The sequence below is a fragment of the Streptomyces sp. GESEQ-35 genome (genome assembly GCF_017948485.1).
Lineage (GTDB): Bacteria > Actinomycetota > Actinomycetes > Streptomycetales > Streptomycetaceae > Streptomyces.
Genome location: NZ_JAFFSX010000008.1, coordinates 211,197 through 235,690, shown reverse-complemented (window position 1 = coordinate 235,690; position 24,494 = coordinate 211,197). Strand labels below are relative to the sequence as shown.

Genomic DNA, 24,494 nt, shown 5'->3' with positions numbered 1-24,494 from the left:
GGAGAGCTGGCCATGACCGACAAGCCCTATGGGGTCGACCCTCCCGCGCGGCCCGTGCTGCGCAAGTCCCTCGGCGTCATGGACGGCGTCGCCATCGCCGCGTCCAGCACGGCCGCGACCACCAGCATCGGAATCGGCCTCGGGGTCACCGCCGGGGTGGTCGGACTCCACCTGCCCGCGATCATGCTGTTGGCCTTCCTGCCGATCCTGGGCATCGCGGGCGCCTACTCCCGGCTCAACCGGGTCGAGCCGAACGCGGGCAACGGCTATGTGTGGGTGGGCCGTTCCCTCACCCCCTGGCTGGGCTTCCTGGTCGGCTGGGTGCAGATCGTGGCCACGGTCGCGTTCCTCGCGTACACCACGGCCGTCACCGGGTCGGCGATCCTCCAACTGGCCGGAGACGCCGGGCTACACGAGTTGGGCGGGCTCTCGCTGGACCCGGGGTCGACAGCGCAGACCACCGCGGTGGGCGTCTTCATCCTGGCCGCGGTCACGCTCACCGCCGTCACCGGCATACGGACCGCGGCGCGCCTCCAGGCCGGACTGCTCGTCTTCGAGTACGTCGTTCTGCTCGCCTTCTGCGGCTACGGCATCGTCACCGGGCCGCACCCCTTCAGCTGGAGCTGGTTCGACCCGTTCGCGATCCCCTCGGCGTCGGCGCTCGCGCAGGGCCTGCTGCTCTCGGTGTTCTGCTACTGGGGCTTCGAGGCCGCGTTCAGTGTCAACGAGGAGGTGCGCAACCCACGGGACGCCTCCAAGGCGGGGATCATCACCCTCGTCACCATGCTCGCACTCTTCCTGCTCGGCTCCGTCGCCTTCCAACGGGTGCTGTCCGAGGAGGAGTTGGCGGGTCACGGCGCCGAGGGGCTGGCCTTCTTCGGGGAGCGGCTGGCCGCGCAGCCGCTCGCCGCACTGCCGTTGGTCGCCCTGATGTTCTCGGCGGTGGCCTCGCTTCAGGCCGGGGTGATCCCGACGGCCCGGGGGATGTTCGCGATGAGCCGGGATCGTACGCTCGGTCCGGTGTGGTCCAAGGTCAGCTCCCGGTACGGGACTCCGGCCGCCGGGACGCTGCTGATCGGCGCGACTGCCACGGCGGTCGCGGCGCTCGCCCTGGTGATCCCCCGGCTCGCGGACATGATCATGGCGACGGTGAGCGCCGTGGGCATCGTGGTCGCCCTGTCCTACGCACTCACCGCACTTGCGGCCGCCGTGCGCTTCCGCTCGCTGCTGCGCGAGGACTGGCGACAGGGCGTACGGGCCGTGGTGCTGCCGGCGCTGAGCGCCGCCGCGCTGCTGAGCCTCGGCGGCTATCTCTGCTGGTCGTTCTACACCTCCACCGACCATCTCGAACTCCGTGCGGACAACGGATGGTTCCTGCTGCTCACTCCCCTGGTGATGATCGCGTCGGGCTTCGTGGCCGCCGCGTGGGCCAAGTGGGTGCGCAGATCGCCGTACTTCCGCACCGGCGAGGGCAGTGACGCCGACGCGCCCCAGTTGCTCGCCACACCGCAGCAGACCTACCAGGAAACGGATCATGCACGCTGACCTCCTCTTCACCGGCGGCCCCGTCCTCACCCCCGAGGGCCGCACCGCCACCGCCGTCGCCGTCACCGGCGACCGCATCACCGCCGTCGGGCACGACGAGGTGCACGACCTCGCCGGGCCCCGCACCGAAGTGGTCGACCTCGCCGGACGGTTGCTGCTGCCCGGCTTCCAGGACGCGCACGTCCACCCGGTGCCGGCCGGTCTGGAACTCACCCAGTGCGATCTGACCGGCACCCGGACGGCGGACGAGACCGTGGCCGCCGTACGCGCGTACGCCGCCGCACACCCGGAACGGGAGTGGATCACCGGCGGCGGCTGGTCCATGGAGGCCTTCGAGGGCGGTACGCCGACGAAGGAGCTGTTGGACGCGGTCGTCCCCGACCGGCCGGTGTACCTGCCCAACCGCGACCACCACGGCGCCTGGGTGAACAGCCGCGCCCTTGCGCTCGCCGGGATCACGCGCGACACGCCCGACCCGGCCGACGGGCGGATCGAACGAGACGCCTCCGGTGTGCCCAGCGGGACGCTCCAGGAAGGCGCGATGCAACTAGTCGGACGGCTGACTCCGCCCGCCACAAACGCCGACCGGAAGGCGGCCCTGCTGCACGCCCAGCGCCATCTGCACGCCCTCGGCATCACGGCCTGGCAAGACGCGCTGGTCGGGGACTTCCTCGGCATGGCCGATCCCTCCGAGGCGTATGTCGCCGCCGCCCGCGACGGCTCGCTCACCGCCCGAGTGGTCGGCGCCCTGTGGTGGGACCGTGAGCGCGGAGCCGAGCAGATCCCCGAACTCGTCGAGAAGCGGGACGCGTTGACCCACGGGCGGTTCCGCGCCTCCACCGTGAAGCTGATGCTGGACGGGGTCGCCGAGACCGGCACCGCCGCCCTGTTGGACCCCTACCTGGACCGGTGCGGATGCGCCACCGCCAACCGGGGCACCAGCTTCATCGACCGCTCCCAACTGCCCAAGTACGTGGCGGAGTTGGACGCACTCGGCTTCCAGTGCCACTTCCACGCCCTCGGCGACCGGGCCGTGCGCGACGCGCTGGACGCCGTCGAGGCCGCGCGCGCCGCGAACGGACCGAGCGACACGCGGCCCCACCTGGCGCATCTTCAGATCGTGCAGCCCGACGACGTACCGCGCTTCGCCCGGCTCGGCGCCACCGCCAACATCCAGCCGCTGTGGGCCGCGCACGAACCCCAGATGGACGAGCTGACGATCCCCTTCCTGGGCCCCGAACGGGCGGCGTGGCAATACCCGTTCGGTGCGCTGCTGCGCTCCGGTGCCCGGCTCGCCGCGGGCAGCGACTGGCCGGTGAGCAGTCCCGATCCACTGGAGGGGATCCATGTCGCGGTGAACCGCGTGGCACCGGGCGCCGACGCGGCCGTGTTCCTGCCTGCCGAACGCCTCGCTCTCGCCGAGGCGTTGACCGCGTACACCGCGGGCTCGGCGTATGTGAACCATCTCGACGACACGGGCCGGGTGAGCGAGGGCGCGCTCGCGGATCTCGTGGTGCTGGACCGGGATCCGTTCGACGGGCCGACGGACGCGCTCGCGGATACTCGTGTAACTCTCACTTATGTGGGGGGCGCGCGAGTATACGCAGCTCAACAGGCATGAGCAGTAACACAGATCACCGTCCGGTTACGGTATAGATCATTTACGCTCTGGGCAGTCTCGTACCGCTTCTCGGTTCAACTTTCGTATCGCGAAGCGGAGTTCGAGTGCACGGGCGGTCGTCGCGACCGCCCGTTCGCAGGAGTGGGGGGACTCTGCGTTCCGTCTCCCGAAAGGAAGCGCATGCCTCAGGACGTCAGGTTCGACCTGCCCTTCGACACCCCCGTCAGCGAGCACCTCGAATACGCCCGGCAGCGGCATCTGCGCTGGATCTGGGACATGGGCCTGGTGCGCAGCCAGGCGGGCTTCGAGGAGTACAAGTCGTGGGACCTGCCCCAGGCCGCCGCCCGCACCTACCCGTACGCCTCGGCCGACGACATGATCGTCCTGATGAACTGGTTCTCCCTCGCCTTCCTCTTCGACGACCAGTTCGACGCGAATCAGCCGGACCGCGCCGACCGGATAGCGGAGGTCGCGCGTGAACTCATCGTCACGCCCCTGCGTCCGGCGGGCACCCGGCCGCGGGTCTTCTGCCCGATCACCGAAGCCTGGACGGAGGTCTGGAAACATCTTTCGGATGGCATGCCCCTGACATGGCGGACGCGTTTCGCCGCATCCTGGGGGCGTTTCCTCGTGGCGCACTGCGAGGAGGTCGACCTGGCGGCCCGGGGTCTGGCCGGCACGCTGGGGCTCGACGAGTACGCCGAGTTCCGGCGCCGTACGGTCGGCATCCACCACAGCATCGACGCGGGCGAGCGCAGCCGTGGCTTCGAAGTGCCCGCGCAGGCGATGGCGCACCCGCTGATGGAGCGGATGCGTGATCTGGCCTCGGACACCATCGGGTTCATGAACGACATCCACTCCTTCGAGCGCGAGCGGCGTCGCGGGGACGGTCACAACCTCATCGCCGTGCTGCACCGGGAGCGGGGCTGCTCGTGGGAGGAGGCGGCCCAGGAGGCGTACCGCATGACGACCGACTGCCTCGACGAGTACCTCGAACTCCAGGCACGTGTGCCCCAGATGTGCGCCGAGCTCGGCCTCGACGCCGGTGAGCGGTCACGGGTGCAGATGGGCGTGGAGGCCATCCAGCACTGGATCAACGGCAATTACGAGTGGGCGCTGGTCACTGGCCGTTATGCGGAGGCCAAGGAGGGGCCGGCGGCTGCGGCCGAGCTGGCCGGGCGGGGGTCGGTGGACGACCTGCTTGCCGTGTGACCTCCCGGCTGCCCGGCTGGTGGTCCGGCCGGGCAGCCGGGCGCTCCGCGGGATGTGCGGTTCGCTTGGCTGCGGGCCGGTGGGGGCTGGTCGCGCAGTTCCCCGCGCCCCTGACGGGGCGCTGTACGCAACGGAGTTCATCTGTTCTGCTCAGACTGCGAACTCGACCGGCAGGCTGTCCAGTCGGGACTCCCAGGTGGAGGCCGTCGAGGTGAGGTCCTCCGGTGGGACGGCCAGGCGGAGGCCCACAAGGCGGTGGAGCAGGACGTCCACGGCCGTTTCGATGATGGCCTGGCCGATGTTCTGGCCCGGGCACTCGTGCGGTCCCCCGCTGAACGCCAGGTGCGACTGGTTGCCCTGGACGGAGACGCCGGCGTCCGGCCTGATCTCCGGGTCCAGGTTGCCTGCGGCCAGCCCGAGGACCAGCAGGTCCCCCTCTTTGATGGGGAAGCCTCCGAGTTCGAGGTCGGCGGTGGCGAAACGCCCCGGCAGCACGGCGAGCGGCGGCGTGTTCCACATCACCTCCTCCACCACTCCGGAGATGTTGAGCTGCCCGCTCACCAGCCCGGAGAGCCAGGCGGTGTCGGTGAGGACCAGTTGCAGCACCCGGGCCAGCAGGTTGCTGGTGGTGGTGTGTGCGGTGATCAGCACCAGACGCAGATGCTGGACGATCTCGTCGTCGTCGAGGCCCGAGTGGTGCCCGATGAGCCCGGTGGTGAAGTCGGAGCCCGGCTCCGCGCGTTTGCGCTCGGCCAGCTCGCCGAGGATTCCCATGATGCGGTCGTTGTGCTCCAGGGCGTCCGCGCCGCCCTTGATGACCTGGGCGCAGGACTCGGCGAGGCTGCGTCCCTCGCCCTGGGCGAGCCCCAGGAGCCGGGTGAGCACCAGCATGGGCAGATGCTCGGCGAAGTCGGCCACCAGATCGGCGCGGCCCTCACCCGCGAACGCATCGATCTGCTTGTTCGCGAAGTGCGTGGCATGGCGGCGGATACCGCGGCCCGCGACGGCCTGAAGGTTGTCGGTGACGGCACCGCGCAGCCTGCGGTGCGGCTCGCCGTCCTGCGAGACACAGTCGGGACGCCAGCCGACCATCTGTAGGAGCGGTGAGGCGTGGTCGACCCGGCCGTCGTTGAAGTCCCGCCAGATCCGTGAATCCCGGCTGAACTGAAGGGGGTTGTCCAGCACGCGCCGGTTCTCCCGGTAGCCGAGCACCAGCCAGGCCGGGACGTCGCCCTCCAGCAGGATCGGTGCGACGGCACCGTGCTCCTTGCGCAGTCGCGCGTAGATGCCCTGCGGGTCGGTCGCGGACTCGGGGCCGTACAGCCGGGTGAAGCCCTCGCCGTGGGCGACGGGGCAGCCGCCCGGCGCGTCGGAACCGTCTAAGGTCTGGTCGTTCATCGGGACTCCACTGAGACGGCCGAGCGTTCCTTCAAGTGACGTATCAGGGCGACGAGTACGTCACGGCTGGAGGCCCGGTCGCGGGCGTCGCAGGCCACGATCGGGATGTGCGGGGCGATGTCGAGGGCGTCCCGTATCTCGTCGATGGGGTGCTCCTGGGAGTCGGGGAACACGTTCAGCGCGATCACGAAGGGAACCTCCTGGCGCTCCATCTCCTCGATCGCCCGGAAGCTGGAGGCCAGCCGCCTGGTGTCCACCAGGACGACCGCGCCGAGCGCGCCCTTGAACAGGCCGTTCCACAGGAACCAGAACCGCTCCTGGCCCGGCGTGCCGAACAGGTAGAGGACCAGCTTCTCGTTGATACCGATCTTGCCGAAGTCCAGGCTGACGGTGGTCTCCGTCTTGTCGGCGACGCCGATCAGGTGGTCGACGTCGGCGCTGGCCTGGGTGAGGGTCTCCTCGGTGGTGAGCGGCTTGATGTCGCTGACCGAGCGGACCAGGGTGGTCTTCCCGGTGCCGAAGCCGCCGGCGATCATCACCTTCACCGAGCGGGTGCCGTCACCGGTCGGCCGGCCGGGATGGTCAAAGCCTTTCAAGTCCACTGAGTACCTCCTCAAGGAGCGCGAGGTCGGGCCCGCGACCGGCGTTGTGCGCCGGGATGGGGTCACGGGCTTCGACGCGGCCTGCCTCCAGCAGATCCGTCAGCAGCACCGCGAGAATGTTGAAGGGCAATCCGAGGTGGGCGCCGAGTTCGGCCACCGACAGCGGATCGCGGCAGCGCCGGAGGATGTCCTCGTGCTCGTGCTGCATACCCGGTACGGGGGCGGCGCGGGACACGATGAGGGTGGCCACGTCGAGACTCGACGCCGAACCGACCGGTCCGCTACGTCCCCTGGTGACGACGTAGTAACGCTCGAGACCGGAGGGGTCCGTGGGCCGACGGGGAGCACTCATCCAGAGTGCTCCTCCAGCCGCGGAGTGGTGCCGAGGAGCTCACCCATCCTGCGGGCCAGATCCCTCATCTGGTGTCCGAGCAGCCCCTGGTCGAGGCCCTCGCGGGCCAGGACACCGAGGTACGTCTCCACACCCGCGCGGACGACGAAGAGATGGCCTCCGTCGACCTCGATCATCGCGAGCCTCAACTGCCCCGCGTACTTGGGGAACTGCTCGGCGACCGGCTGGGCCAGCGCCTGTAGGCCGGCCACCACGGCGGCGAAGCGGTCCACGTCGTCGGGGTCTTCGGCGCCGTAGGAGGTGATGGCCTTGCCGTCACTGGAGGCCACGAGGGCGAAGCGGATCTCCGGGATGGACTCCACCAGATCGCGGAGCGCCCAGCTCACGTCGGTTCCCTGTTGCGTCATGTGGACTAGTCGCTCTCTTCAGTGCGGGGCTCGGCGGACTCGCGGCCGTCGGCCGTGGCAACCGCCTCGCCGGTCTCTCCGTGCTCGCGTCCGGCGGTGGCGAAGGCAGCCAGGCCGGCGAAGGACGCGTCCGGCGGGACCGCGGAGACGGTGGTCCCCCCGGTCCGCTCGGCGCGCTCGGCCGGCTCGTGGAGGGCCGCCTCGCCTCGCTTGCTCCGGCGCCGGGGCAGCCCGCCGGGTGTCGTGTCGATGTCGCTGACGACGGGCTCGGCCACGGCTTCGGCGGGGGCCGGTTCGCGGGCCGGAGCGGGCGCGACGGACTGGGCCGCGGGGGCGGCGAGGGCCTGAGTGGTCGCGGGGAGCGGGTTGAAGTACTTGTGCGGGACCACGACGACCACCGAGGTGCCGAGCCAGGGCGAGTCCGCGAAGGTGACACGGATGCCATAACGGCGGGCGAGGGCACCGACGACGCGCAGACCGATGTTGGCGTCCTCGGAGATACCGCCGAGGCCCGGACCGCCCTCGGTGCCGGCGAGGGCCTGTTCGGCCTCGCGCTTCTTCTCCTCGCTCAGGCCCTTGCCGGAGTCCTGGATCTCGATGCCGACGCCGTTCGGGACCTCCTTGCCGGAGACGACGACCGGTTCGGTGGGCGGCGAGTAGCGGGCAGCGTTGTCCAGGAGGTGCGCGAAGATCAGCGTGAGGTGGTCCACCAGGCCGCCGTCGACGCCCAGTTCGGGCAGATGGCGTACGTCGACGCGGTGGAAGTCCTTGATCCGGCCGATGCCTCCGCGCACCACGCTGAGCAGCCGCTGCGGCTCCTGCCACTGCCGGCCGGGCCGGTCCGAACCGCCGAGCACACCGATGCTGGCGGCCAGGCAGTCGGCGGGGCCGATCTCCTGGTCGAGCTCCATCAGGCCCCGCGCCACGGCCGGCAGCCGGCCGTGCTCACCCTGCATCTCGTGCAGTCGGCCGCGCAGCTTGCTGGTCAGGACGTGGATGCGGTTGCCGATGCTGATGACGGCCTGTTCGGCGGAGGTCGAGCGGTCGAACTCCCGCTCCACGCCGATCAGTGCGGTCCTCAGCAGCTTGCGCAGCTCGGCCTGGAGGTCGGCGCCCACCTTCGCGCACTGGTTGACCGTCGGCAGGATGTCGTCGATGGCGTCACCGGAACGCAGCCGGTCCAGCGACTCGGGCAGTTGCTCGTCGGCGAGCCGGGCGACCGCGGCGAGCTGGTGCGCCAGCTGCTCCTGCCAGACCTCGGCCTGGTCGGCGAGCTGTGCCTCGTACGACTTCATCTGGTCGGCGAGTCGCGCCTCATATGCCTGTGCCTGCTCGCCGAGGCGGGCCTCATAGGCGCCGGCCTGGTCCGCGAACCGGTCTTCCTGGGCGGCACGTTCGGCGGAGTTCTTCCGCTCGAGGCCTGCCACATGCTGCTGCCACTGCTGGGAGTGCTCGGCCTGCGAGGTGCGGAAGGAGCTCTCCGCGCGGTGCAGTTGAGTGCGGGTGCGAATCAACAGCCGTACGCACACGGAGCTCGCCGCCGTCGCCGCGACACCGGCGACGGTCGCGGTTATTCGCTCCGAGCTCATGAACGTGGCGGCAACCGTCCCGCCTCCCAGGGCCAGCGGCATCAGCCACCAGCTGTACCAGGCGACAGGGGCCCGCGCCGCCGGCGGCGGAGTGGCGAGTTCCATCTGCATCCTTCGAAGCAACACGACGAACAACGGGGGGTGTGCAAGAGACCGCACTCATGAGTACGCACCGCGAGACGACGGATCGTCACCGCGTCAACTCGCAGCGCCGAAGGGGAGCTTATCGGGTTCGAAGGCAAAAGGATCAACCTCAGGGCCTCCCGGAAGTGAGGATTCCGTCACTCTCCGCCAGCGGAACTTCATGGACAGTCGTCCAGCTATAGTGGACAGTCGTCCAGAAAACAGAGGTGGGGCATGGAGACAGTCGCGAGCGTGCTGGTCGGTCTGGTGGCCGCGTTGCACGCGTACATCCTGGTGATGGAGATGTTCCTCTGGCAGAAGAAGCCGGGCAGGTCGTTCCACGGTTTCGACCGTGAGATGGCGCGGGCGACCGCGCCCATGGCTGCAAACCAGGGGCTCTACAACGGGTTTCTCGCGGCGGGTCTGGTGTGGGGGCTGATCGCCGCGGATCCGACCGGGTTCAGGGTGCAGGTGTTCTTCCTGTCCTGTGTCGTGGTCGCGGGCGTGTTCGGCGCGGTCACCGCGAACATCCGCATCCTGGTCGCGCAGGCACTGCCCGGTGCGCTCGCCCTGGCCGCCGTCCTCGTCGCGCAGTGACCCGCGGCGTGCCCGAGGACCCGCGGGCGGCCCGCACCCGGGCGCGCCTGCGCGAGGCTCTCCTCGCGGAGTGCGCCGAGCGGCCGCTGGAGGAGGTCGGGGTCGCCTCGCTGGTGCGCCGGGCCGGTGTCGGCCGGGCCACGTTCTACGTCCACTACGCCGACCTGGAGGCCCTGGCGGTGGACGCCTGCGCGGACGTCGTACGGGACGCCGTGGATGCGCTGCACGCCTGGCGGGGCCGGCCCGATCCCGTGCACGCGCCCGCCGCGCTGCCGGCGTTCTTCGCCGGCCTCGCCCCGCACACGGCCCTGTACCGCGCCCTGTTGAGCCCGGGCGGCGGTGGTCCGCTCGGCCGTGTCCTGCACCGGGATCTACGGGCCCGCAGTCTGGCCGAGCGCCGGCTCGTGGGCGCGGCGGACGCACCGCTGATCGCCTCCGCGGTCGCCGCGACCTTCGCCGGGGTGCTGGCCGACTGGCTGCACGGGCTGGTCGAGGGGTCTCCCGAGGAAGTCGCCGACCAGGTCTGGCAGTTGCTGGTCGCCCTGCACGCCAGCCGCTGAGTCACGCTGCCCCGGTCCCGGCTCGACACCACGCGTTCAGCGAGTCGCCTGGAACGTACGCCGGTACACCTGCGGCGAGACGCCGATGGCCGTGTGCAGGTGCTGGCGCAGGGAGGCTCCGGTCGCGAAGCCGACCCGGCCGGCGATCTGGTCCACGGACAGGTCGCTGGCCTCCAGCAGATGCCGGGCCCGGGCCACGCGCTGCTGGATCAGCCAGCGGCCGGGACTGAGGCCGACCTCGTCGTGGAAGCGGCGGGCGAAGGTGCGCAGGCTCATCCGGGCGTGCGTGGCGAGGTCGGTCAGCGTGAGCGGCTCGTCGAGGCGTTCGAGGGCCCAGGCGCGGGTGGCGGACGTGCTCGCGGCCCCGTTCTCGGGAACCGGCTGCTCGATGTACTGGGCCTGGCCGCCGTCCCGGAAGGGCGGCACCACGCAACGCCGGGCCACCGCGTTGGCCAGCTCACTGCCGTGGTCCTTGCGCACCAGGTGCAGGCAGACGTCCACTCCGGAGGCGGCTCCGGCGGAGGTCAGGATCCGGTCGTCGTCGACGAAGAGCACTTCCGGGTCGAGGGCGATGTGCGGGAACATGCTCCGAAACGAGTCGGCCATGTTCCAGTGCGTGGCCGCGGTGTGGCCGTCGAGCAGTCCGGCCGCCGCGAGCACGAACGCGCCGGTACAGATGGAGACGATGCGCGCCGCGGGCCGGATCATTGCGAGGGCGGCCGCCACCTCGTCCGTCAGCTCCGAGGTGACGTGGGACGGCGAGATCGACGCGACGATCACGGTGTCGGCTGTGGCCAGCACCTCGGGACCCTGCTCCACGGTGACCGTGAAGTCGGCGTTGGTCCGCACCGGACGTCCGTCGACAGTGCAGGTCAGCACCTCGTACCGGCCGTCGGCGGCGCCGAAGATCCGGCTGGGGATGCCGAGCTCGAAGGGATAGACGCCGTCGAGGGCCAGGACCACGACCCGGTGCACATCTCTCATGGCACGATCCTATCGAAGCTTGGCAATCATGCCATTTTCCTGAGGGGCGGCCCCCGGCAGGCTGTACCACCATGAGCACTGTGAACACGATGCGAGCCATCAGCCAGGACGTCCTCGGCGGCCCCGAGGTCCTGAAGGAAGTGGAGATCGAGCGGCCCGCGCCGCGCACCAACGAGGTGTTGATCCGGGTACGCGCCGCCGGAGTCAACCCGACCGACTGGAAGCACCGCGCCACCGGCGGTTTCCTCGGCAAGCCGCCCTTCGTCCTCGGCTGGGACGTCTCCGGCACGGTCGAGGCGGTCGGTATCGGCGTCGCCCGCTTCCAGCCCGGCGACGAGGTCTTCGGCATGCTGTCGTACCCGTTCGGCCACGGCTCGCACGCCGAGTACGTCACCGCCCCGGCGCGCTGGTTCGCCCGCAAGCCGGCCTCGATCGACCACACACAGGCGGGCGCGCTCCCCCTGGTGTCCCTGACCGCCTGGCAGGCGCTCGTCGAGTACGCGGACGTGCAGCCCGGGCAGCGGGTGCTGATCCACGCCGCGGCGGGTGGCGTCGGTCATGTGGCCGTGCAGATCGCCAAGGCCCGGGGCGCGTATGTGATCGGCACCGCGAGCGCGCGCAAGCACGAGTTCCTGCGCGAGATCGGCGTGGACGAGGCCGTCGACTACCGGACGACCGACTTCGCCGAGGCCGTGCGGGACGTCGACGTGGTCCTGGACACGATCGGCGGCGACGACGGCCTCCGCTCGCTGCGCGTGCTGCGCCCGGGCGGGCTCCTGGTCTCGATCCTGCCCGTCGGCTCGGACGAGCTCTACGAAGAGGCCGAGCGGCTTGGCGTACGGGCGCTCAGGATGCTGGTCGACGCCTCGCACTCCGACATGGAGGCGATCGCGGACCTCGTCGAGGCGGGCAAGCTGCGCGCCACGATCGCCGGGACCTTCCCGCTGGCCGATGCCGCCAAGGCGCATGAACTCGGCGACACCGGCCGGACCACGGGGAAGCTGGTCCTGCTGGTCGACTGACGTCGCTCAGAAGGTGAGCACGGGCTTGATCGCCTTGCCCGCGCGCATGTCCCGCACCGCCTGGTCGATCTCCGCGAACGGATACGTGCTGATCAGGCGGTGCAGCGGCAGTCGGCCCTCCTTGACGAGCCGCACCAGGGACGGGATGAAGGACTGCGTCTCGGCGTCGCCCAGGGTGAGGCCGACGACCTGCTTGCCGCCGAGCAACCCGTTGACGTCCAGGGCGACTTCGGCGCCGAACGGCGGGGCGCCGACGACGACCAGGGTGCCGCGGGCGGCGAGCGCGTCGACGCCCTGACGCAGCACGGCGACGCTGCCGGTGGTCTCCACGACGCCGTCGGCGCCCTGGCCGCCGGTGATCTCGGCCATCGCCTCGCCGAGATCGGCCTCGCCTGCGTTGACGGTGTGGGTGGCGCCCAATTCCCTTGCCAGCGACAGGCGTTCGCCGACCCTGTCGACGGCGACGATCCGGGTCGCGGGCGTGAGGGCGGCGGCCATGACGGCGGAGAGGCCGACGGCGCCGGCGCCGAGGACGACGACGGTGCTGCCGAGGGTGGGCCGCAGTACGTTCCAGACTGCGCCGACTCCGGTCTGTACACCGCAGCCCAGCGGGGCGATGGACTCCAGCGGCACATCCGAGTCGACCTTGACGAGGCTGCGCTCGTCCACCAACGCCCGCTCCGCGAACGAGGACTGGCCGAAGAAGTGGCCGCCGAGCGGTGTGCCGTCCCGGCTGATGGTGCTGGTGCCGTCGGCACGGCGGCCGCCGATGAGGTTCAGCGGCAGCCAGGTCGCACAGTAGGCCGGGTGACCGCCGTGGCAGTTGCGGCACTCCCCGCACGAGGTGAAGGACAGCACGACATGGTCGCCGGGGGCGACGCCGGTGACGGCCGGACCGACGGCCTCGACGACCCCGGCCCCCTCGTGGCCCAGAACTCCGGGCAGCGGGAAGGGCAGTCCGCCGCTCGCGACGCCGAGGTCGGTGTGACACAGACCGGTCGCCACCATGCGGACGACCGCCTCATGCGGGCCGGGCTCGTCGAGGGCCACGTCACAGAGGGTGAAGGGCGCGCCGCCCGACTCGACGACGGCGGCGCGGGTGGTGATGGACATCGTACGAACTCCTTGAGGGCGGCGCTCAGTCGAGCGAGACGACGACGGACTTGACCTTGGTGTAGGCGGCGAGCGCCTCGGGGCCGTACTCGCGGCCGAAGCCGGAGTCCTTGACGCCGCCGAAGGGGACCGCGGGGTCGAGCATCGCCCAGTCGTTGATCCAGACGATGCCCGCCTGGAGCCGGTCGGCGATGCGGTGGGCGCGGGCCAGGTTGGTGGTCTGGACGCCCGAAGCCAGGCCGTACGGCGTGGAGTTGGCGAGTTCGACGGCCTCGTCCTCGGAGTCGAAGGGCTGCACGGTGAGGACCGGGCCGAAGATCTCCTCCTGGACGACACGGGAGTCGTTCGGCAGGTCGGCGATCACGGTGGGCTTGTAGTAGAAGCCGCCGTCCAGGTCGAGCCGCTCGCCGCCGCAGACGATGCGGCCGCCTTCCTTGCGGGCCAGGTCGACGTACTCCTCGACCTTCGCCAGGTGCCTCTCCCCCGCCATCGGTCCGACGACGGTCTCGGGATGGCGGGGGTCGCCCACCGGCACGCCGGGGACGGCCTGGGCGAGGATGCCCAGCAGGGTGCTGTACACCGGGCGGGCCACCAGCAGGCGCGGGCCGCCCATGCAGAACTGCCCGGTGTTGAAGACGAAGCCCTTGATGACAGCGCCGACCGCCTTCTCCAGGTCGGCGTCCTCGAAGACGACATGGGCCGCGTTGCCGCCGAGTTCCATGGTGACCGGCTTGAGTGCCTCGCCTGCGGCGCTCGCCACATGCCGGCCGACCGCGGTGGAGCCGGTGAACGCGACCTTGTCGACGCCGGGGTGGCGCAGCAGCGCCTCGCCGGCGACCGGGCCCGTGCCGGTCACGACGTTGACCACTCCGTCCGGGACGCCCGCCTCCTGGAGCAGCCTGGCCATGTAGAGGGCGCTGAGCGGGGTCTCGTCCGCTGGCTTGTGCACCACCGTGTTGCCGGCCGCGAGCGCCGGTCCGAGCTTCGAACCGGCCAGGATCAGCGGGAAGTTGAAGGGCGTGATGGCCGCGACCACGCCGAGCGGCTCGCGCCGGGTGTAGGCGAGGGCGTTCATGGGGGTGTCGCGGTTCGCCCCGTGCAGGGAGTGGGCGAGGGCGGCGAAGTGCTCGTAGTCGTTGGCCGCGTTCGTCACATCGACGGCATGGCACAGGGTGATCGGCTTACCGACGTCGAGGCTCTCCAGCCGGGCGATGTCGTCGGCGTTCTCCCGGATCAGCTGGGCGACGCGGTGCAGCACCCGCCCCCGCTCGCGGCCGCTCAGGCCGGACCAGGCTCCGTCGTCGAAGGCCTCCCGGGCGGCACGCACGGCGGCGTCCACGTCCGCTGCGCCCGCTTCCGCGACGGTGGTGAGGACCGTGCCCCGGGACGGGTCGACCACCTCGGTGCGCGCCCCGTCGGCGGCCTCGCGCCACTGACCCCCGATGAACAGCCGTCCGGGTTCGATCTCGAAGGTGGTCATCACCACTCCTCAGCTTCATTGCCAAGTTTTCAACCAACAGGATTCCTGTTGGTTCCTCGTCCGCTCGCAGTCTCTTTACAGACAGGATTCCTGTCAATGCTCTAGGCTCGATCCCATGGTCGGCACCCAGGCAACCAAGGCACCCCCGTCACTGCTCTACATGGTCAAGCAGGTGGAACTCATCGTCCGCTCACGCCTGGACGAGCTGGTCAAACCGTCGGGGATCACCGCACTCCAGTACACCGCGCTCACCGTCCTGGAGCGACACGACGGTCTGTCCGCGGCGCAGCTGGCCCGGGACTCGTTCGTCACCGCCCAGTCCATCGCCGACCTGGTCAGGTCCCTGGAGAGCCGCGGACTGGTCCGGCGTGAGCGCAACCCCCGCAACCGGCGCGAGCTGCTGATCCTGCTCACCGACGCCGGCCGGGAGCTGCTCGATCGCCACGCCGGGCCGGTGCGGGAGCTGGAGGAACGGATGGTCGGGGATCTCACGACGCACCAGGCCGAGCAGTTCCGCCGGGCCCTCTCCCGCTCCTGGCATGCACTCTCGTAACTGCTTGAGCGCGACACGAAGACATATGTCAATCGAACTTGCGCGAATTCGCTCGATCGGGGGTAACTTGCTGGGCGGGAAATGGAATTATGCTCAGGGAGCCCGTTGGAGGCGACGTCGTCGTGCCGCAGGAACCCGCTCCACTCACCCGGCACCTGCGTATCCGCCAGGACCGTGGTTTCACGGTGCTCGAGTTCCGCGGTGAGATCGACATCGCGGCGTCCGTGGAGATCATCCCGCCCCTCGACCGCGCGACGGCCGGGCCCGGTCCCCGGGTCGTGCTCGACCTCAGCCGGATCGAGTTCTTCGACTGCTCCGGGCTGCGTCTGCTGTACCGGGCGCGGAGCCGGGTGCTCGACCGTGGCGGACAGCTGCATCTCGTGTGCACGCATCCGCTGACGCTGCGCATCCTCCGGGTGACCGGCCTGGTGCGGCTGATGCCCCCGGCCCCGACGCTGGACGCGGCCCTGGGGCAGCCCGAGGCGACGTCCGGTTCCGTCTGACGGCGATTACTTACGGATCCTGGTGACCTGACCGGCGCCCACCGTCCGGCCGCCCTCCCGGATGGCGAACTTCAGCCCCTCCTCCATGGCGATCGGCTGGATCAGCTGTACGTGCATGGTGGTGTTGTCGCCCGGCATGACCATCTCGCTGCCCTTGGGCAGGGTCACCACGCCGGTCACATCCGTCGTACGGAAGTAGAACTGCGGGCGGTAGTTGTCGAAGAAGGGCGTGTGCCGGCCGCCCTCGTCCTTCGACAGAATGTAGGCGCGCGCCTCGAACTCCAGGTGCGGGGTGACCGATCCGGGCCTGATGACGACCTGGCCGCGTTCGACGTCCTCACGCTTCACCCCACGCAGCAGCAGTCCCACGTTCTCTCCCGCCCGGCCCTCGTCGAGAAGCTTGCGGAACATCTCGATGCCGGTGACGGTCGTCTTCGTCTTCTGCTCGTGGATGCCGATGATCTCGACCTCGCTGTGGACGTTCAGCGTGCCGCGCTCGATCCGGCCGGTGACGACGGTACCGCGTCCGGTGATGGTGAACACGTCCTCGATCGGCATGAGGAACGGCTTGTCCACGTCACGCTGCGGTTCCGGGACCGCCGAATCGACCGCGTCGAGGAGATCGAGCACCGACTGGGTCCACCGCGGATCGCCCTCCAGGGCCTTCAGCGCGGAGACCTGCACGACCGGGACGTCGTCGCCCGGGAACTCGTACTCGGTGAGCAGCTCGCGCACCTCCAGCTCCACGAGCTCCAGGATCTCCTCGTCGTCCACCATGTCCGTCTTGTTGAGGGCCACCACGATGTACGGCACACCCACCTGCCGGGCCAGCAGCACATGCTCCTTGGTCTGCGGCATCGGCCCGTCCGTGGCCGCGACGACCAGGATGGCGCCGTCCATCTGCGCCGCGCCCGTGATCATGTTCTTGATGTAGTCGGCGTGCCCCGGGCAGTCGACGTGTGCGTAGTGGCGGCGCTCCGTCTGGTACTCGACATGGGCGATGGAGATGGTGATGCCGCGCTGCCGCTCCTCGGGCGCCTTGTCGATCTGGTCGAACGGCGTGTACGGGTTCAGATCGGGGAACCGGTCGTGCAGCACCTTCGTGATGGCTGCCGTGAGCGTCGTCTTACCGTGGTCGATGTGACCGATGGTGCCGATGTTCACATGCGGTTTCGTCCGCTCGAACTTCGCCTTGGCCACTGCAAGCCCTCCTGGTCACCTGGGTGGTGCCGAGCGTTGCGGTTGCTGGGAATCCGCTCCCTCCTGTCTATTCGCTCCGCGGCGCGTCGAACAGGGCGCTGACGGACTCACCGTTGTGAATGCGGCGCACGGCCTCGGCGAGCGCGGGAGCGATGGAGAGAATCCGCAGCTTGTCCGTGTGTTCCTCCGCCGGTACCGGCACGGTGTTGGTGCACACGATCTCCTCCACGTCGGGCTGCTCGCTGAGCCTCTTCAGGGCGCCTGCGGCGAACAGGCCGTGCGTACAGGCGATCCGGATCGACCGCGGCCCCAACTCCCGCAGCCGATCGAGCAGTTCGAGCACCGTGCTGCCCTTGGCGATCTCGTCGTCCAGCACGATGACATCGCGCCCGGCGACATCGCCGATGACGGCGCTGATGCTGACCCGGTCGTCCGCGTACCGCTGCTTGGCGCCTGCCGCGACCCGGGCGCCGATCAGACGGGCGAAGGCGGCCGCCTCCTTGGCGTTGCCGAGGTCCGGCGAGACGACGGTGGTGCGGGTCAGGTCGTACTGCCGGAAGTGCACGGCGAGTTCACGCAGCGCGTGCAGATGGTCGACGGGCACCGAGAAGAAGCCGTGGACCTGCGGCGAGTGCAGCGTCATGGCGAGCACCCGGCTCGCGCCGGCCGCGACCATCAGGTCCGCGACAAGCCGTCCGCCCAGGGAGATGCGCGGCTCGTCCTTCTTGTCGGAGCGGGCGTAGGCGTAGTGCGGCATGACGACGGTGATCCGGCGGGCGGACGCCCCGCGCGCCGCGTCGCACATCATCAGCAGTTCGACCAGATGTTCCTGGACGGGAACGACCAGCGGCTGGATGAGGAAGACATCCCGCTCGCGGCAGTTGGCCTGGAGCTGCACCTCCAGACAGTCGTTGGCGAACCGGCTGACCCGGATCGGGTTGAGCGGCACGCCGAGATGCCGACAAACCTCCGCCGCCAGTTCGGGGTGGGCGCTACCGCTGAACACGGCGATGTCTCGCACGTCCGCTCCTCGCATGATCATTCCGGGCTGGCGCCCTCATGCTACTGACCGCGGAAATTCGGTTGCGGACCGCATCGGACAGCAGGCCATCATGGCGGCGTCCGCATTCCCTCACGTCAGGATCCTTCGCATGCGCCGACTCCTCGGAATCTCCCAGCGCCCCTACTGGACGACGGTTCTCGAGGACTCGACCACGCATGCAGACCCTGAACATCGGAATTCTGGCCCACGTCGACGCGGGTAAGACCAGCCTCACCGAGCGGCTGCTGTTCGACCACGGAGCGATCGACCGGCTCGGCAGCGTCGACACCGGTGACACCCGCACGGACGACGGCGCGATCGAGCGGGAACGCGGCATCACCATCCGTTCCGCAGTCGCCTCGTTCACGGCCGGCGACACCCGGATCAACCTCATCGACACCCCCGGCCACTCGGACTTCATCGCCGAGGTCGAGCGTGCCCTGGAGGTCCTCGACGGGGCGGTCCTGCTGCTGTCCGCCGTGGAGGGCGTACAGGCGCAGACGCGGGTGCTGATGAGGACGCTGCGCCGGCTGCGGCTGCCCACGCTCGTCTTCGTCAACAAGATCGACCGGGCCGGCGCCCGGTCCACGGACCTGCTCGCCGACATCAGGCGCAGGCTGACGCCGTACGTCGTCCCGCTCACGGAGGTGACGGGCATCGGCACCCCCGACGCCCGGGTGGCACCCCTCCCCGAAGACGACCCCACGCTCGCCGAGACCCTCGCCGAGGTCGACCCGGACATCCTGGCGGCCGTCGTCGACGGTCCCGAGCCGACCCCGGACGAGCTGCGCGCAGCCCTCGCCGCCCATACCGCCGGCGGTTCCTTCCACCCGGTCTTCTTCGGCTCCGCGCTGAGCGGCCAGGGCGTCACGCATCTCGTCGAGGGCGTACTCCGGCTGATCCCACCGGCCCCGACGGCCGAGGGCACACAGCCGCGCGGCACGGTCTTCGCCGTACGACCGGGTCCCGGCGGGGAGCGAACGGCGTATCTGCGGCTGTACGACGGTGAGGTGGCCCGGCGCCAGCGGCTGACCTTCCTGCGGCGGGAGGCGGACGGCCGGACCACCGAGGTCTCCGGCCGGGTGACGCGCCTCGACGTGGTCGGCGGGAGCGACCCGCTCACTGCCGGGAACATCGCGGCGCTCACCGTCCCGTCCGGTCTTCGCGTCGGCGACCGGTTCGGTGAACTCACCGACCGCGCCCCGCAGTTCGCACCGCCGACACTGGAGACCCTCGTCCGGGCGCGGCACCCCGGGCAGGCGGGTCGGCTGCGTTCAGCCCTGCTCGCCCTGGCCGACCAGGACCCGCTGATCCACGCCCGGCCCGCGGACTCCGGCGCGACCGCGCTGCTCCTGTACGGCGAGGTCCAGATGGAGGTCCTCGCGGCCACGCTCACCCAGGACTTCGGTGTCGAGGCCGACTTCACGGCCGGCCGGGTCCGGTTCCTGGAGCGCCCGAGGAAACTGGGCGAAGACTGCGCGGAGATGCCGTGGCACGACCACACCCGCTACTGGGCGACGATCGGGCTGCGCATCGAGCCGGGCCCTGTCGACTCCGGCGGGGTGTTCACGTACGAGACGGAACTCGGCGCACTCCCCCGGGCCTTCCACCAGGCCATCGAGGACACGGTCCACGCGACACTGCGCACGGGGCTCTCCGGCGCGGCCGTGACGGACTACCGGGTCACCCTGGTCCGGTCCGGCTACTCCGCTCCCCTCAGCACCGCGGCCGACTTCCGTGGCCTCACTCCGGTCGTGCTGCGCCAGGCCTTGGAACGAGCGGGAACGCGGCTGTACGAGCCGTATCACACCTTCGAAGCCGAGATCCCCCGTGACGTCCTTGCCCAGGTGACCGCCCAACTGGCCTCATGCACAGCCGAGTTCACGGGAACGACGAGCGCGGGCGCCTCGTGGCTGATCACCGGGGAACTGCCGGCGCGCAGGGTGCGTGAGGTGGAGCTGCGGCTGCCGGGGCTCACGCGTGGCGAGGGAGTGTGGTGGTCACGGCCGTCCGGCGACCGGGAACTCCGAGCACGCCGGTAGGAGCGGTTCACGCTCGCCCGTGCGCCGGTGCGCACCTCCGTCGGGTGTCCCGGTCTCGCAACAACCGGGTCTGACGCGGGCTTTGAGGGGCATTCGGTCTGGGAGGAAGGGGGACCGTCGACATGACGACTTCCATCAAGCGCCTACCCAGGCGCATGCCCGGCTGGGCGAAGCTGGTGACCGCCGTCGTCCTGGTGCTTGCCGTGATGTTCGCCGGGATCCGGCTGAGTCTGCTTCCGGGCCTGAAGGACTTCTTCGGCACGGAGACCCAGGACCACACCGGTCCCACGCTGCTGGAGTCCATTCAGGACATCAGCCGTTACGACGCCGCCTCCGGCAACTTCCAGGTCGTCGTGGACCTGGAGAAGGACGCCAAGTTCCTGCCCGACGCGATCCGTGGCACCCGCACCCTGTATGTCGGGGCGGGCACCGTGGACGCCTACGTCGACCTCGGACAGGTCGGCAAGCAGGACGTGAAGGTCAACGAGGACCGTACGTCCGCCACGCTCCGGCTGCCGCACGCGGCGCTGGGCCAACCCGCTCTCGACCCCGAACGCTCCTACGCCGTCTCCAAGCAGCGCGGGCTGCTCGACCGTCTCGGCGACCTCTTCTCCGACAACCCGAACAGCGAACAGGCCGTTCAGAAGCTCGCGTCCCGGCACATCGGCGACGCCGCCAAGGACAGCGAGCTGACCACACGCGCCGAGTCCAACACCACCAGCATGCTCGAAGGCCTGCTGCACTCCCTCGGCTTCAAGAAGGTGGCCGTCTCGTACGGCTCCGGCTCGACGAACGGCGCCTGATCGGGCGGGCGAACCGGCGGCCGGGATCGCGCGGCATCTTCGGTTGGTTCGCGGGTAACCGCCCTACGACCGGGGGAAGTTGAAGACTGGAGGACCTCATGGCCCGTACAGCCTTGCGATCCCGTGCCGGCGGGTGGCGCCCCCGCATATCCAAGGCCGCGCAGGCGACCAGGACCACGCAGACGTCCGGGTCCGTGGGGGTACCCAAGGGGAAGCGGGCCCCCAAGTCGGAGGAGGCGCCCAAATCCAAGCGGACGCCGAAGTCGGCGGGGGCGCCCAAGTCCAAGCGGACGCCCAAGTCCAAGCAGGCGCCGCCGGCCGCCCGTCGGAAGCGGGATCCCCTGCGCTTCCTCGCCCGGATGGTGACGATGCTGTGCGCGTTCGTGCTCATGGTGGCGTTCGCCGTCGTGCTGGCCCGGCTGACCCTGGAGCCCTCCCCCGCGTCAGAAGCGCTGACCCACACCAATCTGCGGCCGGGCCGCTCACTCAAGGCCTATCTCGATCAGCCGGAACTGCGCGACGCCGCCAAGCAGATCGGCGGCAATCTGCTGCTCGGCATCCCGTTCGGCATCCTGGCCCCCGTCATCGCCCCGCGCACCCGGGGGCCGCTGCGCATCCTGCTGCTGACCGCGACCGTGATGCTGCTGGTGGAGCTGGCCCAGGGCCTGATGGTCAACGGGCGCGCCTTCGACATCGACGACGTCATCCTCAACACCACCGGCGCACTGATCGGTTACCTCCTGCTGGGGCGCCGGCTGAGCCGGGCCGTGCACTCCCGGGATCGGAGCGCGTGACGCGTACTGTTCAAGAGTTGGACCGTACCAAGCTATTGACGGCCCCTTTGTTCAACCCTTAAATCAAGAGGCGACACACCAACCCCCCACCTCGGTCGGCGCCCCCGTACGCCGGGCGCGCCGTACGGAAGGGAGAGCCGTGGTCTCCCCACGCTCGCTCCGCAGATGTCTCCTCGTCGCACTGTCTGCCCTGCTGGTCGCCTCCGCAGCCGTCGCCCCCGCCGGGGCGGACGTCACCCCCGCCGGGGCGGACGCGCCGAGCGTCAAGGCCGTGACCTTCTCCGACACCTTCGACGGGCCCGCAGGCTCGGGCGTCAACTCGTCGAAGTGGCAGCTCGAGACCGGCGACAACGTCAACAACCATGAACGGCAGTACTACACCTCCGGCACCAACAACGCCGCCCTGGACGGCCAGGGCAATCTGGTGATCACGGCCAAGCGTGAGAACCCGGCCAACTACCAGTGCTGGTACGGTACTTGCCAGTACACGTCGGCACGGCTCAACACCGCCGGGAAGTTCAACGCCCAGTACGGTCACATCGAGTCGCGGATGAAGGTCCCGCGCGGACAGGGCATGTGGCCCGCCTTCTGGATGCTCGGCACACCGGTCAACTGGCCGGACTCGGGCGAGATCGACATCATGGAGAACGTCGGCTACGAGCCCTCGACCGTCCATGGCACCCTCCACGGCCCCGGCTACTCCGGCTCGGGTGGCATCGGCGCGGGCTACTCCCTGCCGAACGGCCAGGCCTTCGCGGACGCCTTCCACACCTTCGCCATCGACTGGGCGCCCGACTCCATCACCTGGTCCGTGGACGGGAACGTCTACCAGCGGCGCACGCCCGCCGACCTGGGCGGGCGGACCTGGGTGTTCAACAAGCCGTTCTTCATGATCCTCAACCTCGCGGTCGGCGGCTACTGGCCCGGCGACCCGGACGGCTCCACGGTCTTCCCGCAGCAGCTGGTGGTCGACCACGTGACGGTCACGACGAGCGACTCGGCGGCCGGCGTGCCGATCAGGGGCCTCGGCGGCAAGTGCGTGGACGTCGCCGGGGCGAGCTCCGCCAACGGCACTCCCGTACAGCTCTACGACTGCAACTCCTCCGCCGCCCAGCAGTGGACCGTCGGCTCCGACGGCACACTGCGGGCGCTCGGCAAGTGCCTGGACGTCACCGGCAACGCCACCGCGGACGGCTCGACCGTCCAGCTGTGGGACTGCACCGGCGGCCCGAACCAGAAGTGGGCCGTCAGCGCGGCACAGGACATAGTGAACCCGCAGGCGAACAAGTGCCTCGACGTGACCGGCAACACCTCGGCCAACAACACCCGGCTACAGATCTGGACCTGCGGCGGCGGCGCCAACCAGAAGTGGACGGTCGGCTGAGCCGCCGCGTCCTAGTGCATCCTCCAGGTGAGCTTGTCGCCGCCCACCCAGCGGACCACGTCCGGGTCGTCCAGGTCGTGGACCGTGATGCCCCAGGCGGCGGCTGCCTGGAGTACGTCGGTGAGGGTCTTCGCCGCACCGACCACCTCTCCGTCGATCTCCACGATGCGGAACGGGGGCGTGCCCGGCTGTACCCCGAGCACCAAGATCCGCGGGTGGGACATATAGGGGCTCGCTGCTTCGGTCATGCATAGAGCGTAGAGCGATCCGGCCATCGCGAACCATACGAGTCGCCCCCGAAGCGGGGCGAAGCGACCGGTCGGGCGGGTCCGGGCCACCGGACCCGCCCGACCCGGGTGCGCTCCCTCCAGGGCTGGGGAACCCTGGAGGAGGAGGTGGCGATGGATCCCGTCGAGGCATTGGACCGGATCGCGTTCCTGCTGGAGCGGTCCCTGGCGCCGACGTACCGCGTCCGCGCCTTCCGCACGGCCGCCCACGTACTCTCCGAGCTGCCCGAGGACGAGGTGCGCGCGCGGGCGGACGGCGGGTCGCTGGAGAAGCTCAAGGGGGTCGGCCCCAAGACGGCGCAGGTGGTGCGTGAGGCGCTGGCCGGAGGCGTGCCCGGCTATCTGGAGAAGCTGGAGGAGGAGGCCGGGGGTCCCCAGGGCGAGGGCGGCGACCGGCTGCGGGCGCTGCTGCGCGGCGACTGCCATCTGCACTCCGACTGGTCTGACGGCGGCAGCCCGATCAAGGAGATGGGCCGGACCGCGGCCCGGCTCGGCCATGAGTGGGCGGTCCTGACCGATCACTCGCCGCGGCTCACCGTGGCCCGGGGGCTGTCCCCCGACCGGCTGCGCGCGCAGCTGGACGTGGTGGCGGAGCTGAACGCGACCTGGGCGCCGTTCCGGCTGCTCACCGGGATCGAGTGCGACATCCTCGAGGACGGCACGCTCGACCAGGAGCCGGAGCTGCTGGACTGGCTCGATGTCGTGGTCGTGTCGGTGCACTCCAAGCTCCGGATGGACGCCCGCGCGATGACGCGCCGCATGGTGGCCGCCGTACGCAATCCGCTGTCGGACATCCTCGGGCACTGCACCGGACGGCTGCTCATCGGGCGGAACGGCGGCGACGCGCGGCCCGAGTCGAGGTTCGACGCGGACGAGGTGTTCGCCGCATGCGCCGAGACGGGCACCGCCCTGGAGATCAACAGCCGCCCCGAGCGGCTGGACCCGCCACGGCGGCTGCTGCGCCGGGCCGTGGAGGCGGGCGTCCTGTTCTCGATCGACACCGACGCGCACGCGCCGGGCCAGCTGGACTGGCAGATCCTCGGCTGCGCCCGGGCGGAGGAGTGCGGGGTGCCCGCGGAGCGGGTGGTCACCACCTGGCCGGTGGACGACCTGCTGACCTGGGCCCGCGAGCGACGGCTGCCCCGGTGACCCAGATCACCGCAGGTGCCGGAACACTCCAAGGTGGTTCCCCGTTGAACAAACCGTGGGCGCGGATGGAACAGTGTCCCCGGGCCTCACCTTTCGCCCACAGGGAAGATCGTTCGGCTGAAGCCCTGTGGA

At 70.2% G+C, this 24,494-nt stretch carries 24 protein-coding genes; 13 read left to right on the top strand and 11 right to left on the bottom strand.

All coding sequences use genetic code 11. The features are described 5' to 3' along the window. Positions 1-12: 12 nt before the first annotated feature. The 3 genes from KCH87_RS18270 to KCH87_RS18260 all read left to right on the top strand — a co-directional run bounded on the left by KCH87_RS18270 (position 13) and on the right by KCH87_RS18260 (position 4,378). Positions 13-1,545, top strand: a complete 1,533-nt coding sequence (locus KCH87_RS18270) for an APC family permease (RefSeq protein WP_210587185.1) — start codon at positions 13-15, stop codon at positions 1,543-1,545. Further along, positions 1,535-3,166: an amidohydrolase gene (locus tag KCH87_RS18265; RefSeq protein ID WP_210587184.1), complete on the top strand. Its 1,632-nt coding sequence runs from the start codon at positions 1,535-1,537 to the stop codon at positions 3,164-3,166. The genes KCH87_RS18270 and KCH87_RS18265 overlap by 11 nt, the downstream gene beginning before the upstream one ends. A gap of 180 nt (positions 3,167-3,346) precedes the next feature. Then, the gene (locus KCH87_RS18260) at positions 3,347-4,378 is read left to right on the top strand and encodes a 7-epi-alpha-eudesmol synthase (RefSeq protein ID WP_210587183.1); all 1,032 of its coding nucleotides are present in this window, start codon (positions 3,347-3,349) and stop codon (positions 4,376-4,378) included. 150 nt (positions 4,379-4,528) lie between these two features. Here the strand turns inward: KCH87_RS18260 and KCH87_RS18255 are convergent, their stop codons facing one another. The 5 genes from KCH87_RS18255 to KCH87_RS18235 are packed head-to-tail and all read right to left on the bottom strand — an operon-like array spanning position 4,529 to position 8,831. Beyond that, entirely contained in the window at positions 4,529-5,776 is a 1,248-nt protein-coding gene (locus KCH87_RS18255) for a cytochrome P450 (RefSeq protein ID WP_210587182.1), read from the bottom strand. Next, positions 5,773-6,378: an ATP/GTP-binding protein gene (locus KCH87_RS18250; RefSeq protein WP_210587181.1), complete on the bottom strand. Its 606-nt coding sequence runs from the start codon at positions 6,376-6,378 to the stop codon at positions 5,773-5,775. Before KCH87_RS18250 ends, KCH87_RS18255 begins: the two co-directional genes overlap by 4 nt. After that, the gene (locus tag KCH87_RS18245) at positions 6,359-6,730 is read right to left on the bottom strand and encodes a DUF742 domain-containing protein (RefSeq protein WP_210587180.1); all 372 of its coding nucleotides are present in this window, start codon (positions 6,728-6,730) and stop codon (positions 6,359-6,361) included. Before KCH87_RS18245 ends, KCH87_RS18250 begins: the two co-directional genes overlap by 20 nt. After that, the gene (locus KCH87_RS18240) at positions 6,727-7,137 is read right to left on the bottom strand and encodes a roadblock/LC7 domain-containing protein (protein WP_015655861.1); all 411 of its coding nucleotides are present in this window, start codon (positions 7,135-7,137) and stop codon (positions 6,727-6,729) included. The genes KCH87_RS18245 and KCH87_RS18240 overlap by 4 nt, the downstream gene beginning before the upstream one ends. Positions 7,138-7,142: 5 nt before the next feature. Further along, entirely contained in the window at positions 7,143-8,831 is a 1,689-nt protein-coding gene (locus tag KCH87_RS18235) for an ATP-binding protein (RefSeq protein ID WP_210587179.1), read from the bottom strand. A gap of 252 nt (positions 8,832-9,083) precedes the next feature. Between KCH87_RS18235 and KCH87_RS18230 the strand changes: the two genes are divergently transcribed. After that, a complete protein-coding gene (locus KCH87_RS18230; RefSeq protein WP_210587178.1) occupies positions 9,084-9,446 on the top strand; it encodes a DUF1304 domain-containing protein in 363 nt (120 codons plus the stop codon). Further along, on the top strand, positions 9,443-10,006 hold the full coding sequence (locus tag KCH87_RS18225) for a TetR/AcrR family transcriptional regulator (protein WP_210587177.1): 564 nt from the start codon (positions 9,443-9,445) through the stop codon (positions 10,004-10,006). The genes KCH87_RS18230 and KCH87_RS18225 overlap by 4 nt, the downstream gene beginning before the upstream one ends. Positions 10,007-10,042: 36 nt before the next feature. On the opposite strand, the gene KCH87_RS18220 is transcribed toward KCH87_RS18225, so the two are convergent. Continuing rightward, a complete protein-coding gene (locus tag KCH87_RS18220; RefSeq protein ID WP_210587176.1) occupies positions 10,043-10,990 on the bottom strand; it encodes a GlxA family transcriptional regulator in 948 nt (315 codons plus the stop codon). A gap of 71 nt (positions 10,991-11,061) precedes the next feature. Between KCH87_RS18220 and KCH87_RS18215 the strand changes: the two genes are divergently transcribed. Further along, positions 11,062-12,012 carry an NADP-dependent oxidoreductase gene (locus tag KCH87_RS18215; RefSeq protein WP_210587175.1) on the top strand — a complete coding sequence of 317 codons (951 nt, stop codon included), beginning with the start codon at positions 11,062-11,064 and terminating at the stop codon, positions 12,010-12,012. A gap of 6 nt (positions 12,013-12,018) precedes the next feature. Here the strand turns inward: KCH87_RS18215 and KCH87_RS18210 are convergent, their stop codons facing one another. Together KCH87_RS18210 and KCH87_RS18205 are read right to left on the bottom strand one after the other, a co-directional pair. Next, positions 12,019-13,125: an NAD(P)-dependent alcohol dehydrogenase gene (locus tag KCH87_RS18210; RefSeq protein WP_210587174.1), complete on the bottom strand. Its 1,107-nt coding sequence runs from the start codon at positions 13,123-13,125 to the stop codon at positions 12,019-12,021. A gap of 25 nt (positions 13,126-13,150) precedes the next feature. Next, positions 13,151-14,605 (bottom strand): aldehyde dehydrogenase, encoded by a 1,455-nt coding sequence (locus KCH87_RS18205; RefSeq protein WP_210587173.1) that lies wholly within the window; start codon positions 14,603-14,605, stop codon positions 13,151-13,153. Between the two features lie 115 nt (positions 14,606-14,720). Between KCH87_RS18205 and KCH87_RS18200 the strand changes: the two genes are divergently transcribed. Together KCH87_RS18200 and KCH87_RS18195 are read left to right on the top strand one after the other, a co-directional pair. Then, entirely contained in the window at positions 14,721-15,158 is a 438-nt protein-coding gene (locus KCH87_RS18200) for a MarR family winged helix-turn-helix transcriptional regulator (protein ID WP_210587172.1), read from the top strand. A gap of 89 nt (positions 15,159-15,247) precedes the next feature. Further along, on the top strand, positions 15,248-15,661 hold the full coding sequence (locus tag KCH87_RS18195; RefSeq protein ID WP_210587171.1) for an anti-sigma factor antagonist: 414 nt from the start codon (positions 15,248-15,250) through the stop codon (positions 15,659-15,661). Between the two features lie 6 nt (positions 15,662-15,667). Here KCH87_RS18195 and tuf read toward each other — a convergent pair whose 3' ends face one another. Further along, a complete protein-coding gene (tuf, locus tag KCH87_RS18190; RefSeq protein ID WP_210587170.1) occupies positions 15,668-16,861 on the bottom strand; it encodes an elongation factor Tu in 1,194 nt (397 codons plus the stop codon). A gap of 67 nt (positions 16,862-16,928) precedes the next feature. After that, positions 16,929-17,882: a ribose-phosphate pyrophosphokinase gene (locus tag KCH87_RS18185; protein ID WP_210587169.1), complete on the bottom strand. Its 954-nt coding sequence runs from the start codon at positions 17,880-17,882 to the stop codon at positions 16,929-16,931. Between the two features lie 197 nt (positions 17,883-18,079). On the opposite strand from KCH87_RS18185, the gene otr(A) reads away from it, so the two are divergent. From otr(A) to KCH87_RS18165, 4 genes are all read left to right on the top strand, one after another. Beyond that, positions 18,080-19,945, top strand: a complete 1,866-nt coding sequence (gene otr(A), locus KCH87_RS18180; protein ID WP_210587168.1) for a tetracycline resistance ribosomal protection protein Otr(A) — start codon at positions 18,080-18,082, stop codon at positions 19,943-19,945. Between the two features lie 122 nt (positions 19,946-20,067). Then, the gene (locus KCH87_RS18175; RefSeq protein ID WP_210587167.1) at positions 20,068-20,748 is read left to right on the top strand and encodes a DUF4230 domain-containing protein; all 681 of its coding nucleotides are present in this window, start codon (positions 20,068-20,070) and stop codon (positions 20,746-20,748) included. Positions 20,749-20,846: 98 nt separating this feature from the next. Beyond that, positions 20,847-21,542, top strand: a complete 696-nt coding sequence (locus KCH87_RS49110) for a VanZ family protein (RefSeq protein ID WP_247196382.1) — start codon at positions 20,847-20,849, stop codon at positions 21,540-21,542. Between the two features lie 139 nt (positions 21,543-21,681). Further along, the gene (locus tag KCH87_RS18165; RefSeq protein WP_210587166.1) at positions 21,682-22,926 is read left to right on the top strand and encodes a ricin-type beta-trefoil lectin domain protein; all 1,245 of its coding nucleotides are present in this window, start codon (positions 21,682-21,684) and stop codon (positions 22,924-22,926) included. 11 nt (positions 22,927-22,937) lie between these two features. Here KCH87_RS18165 and KCH87_RS18160 read toward each other — a convergent pair whose 3' ends face one another. Further along, complete coding sequence (locus KCH87_RS18160; RefSeq protein WP_210587165.1) at positions 22,938-23,174, bottom strand: hypothetical protein; 237 nt, start codon at positions 23,172-23,174, stop codon at positions 22,938-22,940. Positions 23,175-23,327: 153 nt separating this feature from the next. On the opposite strand from KCH87_RS18160, the gene KCH87_RS18155 reads away from it, so the two are divergent. Then, a complete protein-coding gene (locus tag KCH87_RS18155; protein ID WP_210587164.1) occupies positions 23,328-24,362 on the top strand; it encodes a PHP domain-containing protein in 1,035 nt (344 codons plus the stop codon). Positions 24,363-24,494: the final 132 nt, after the last annotated feature.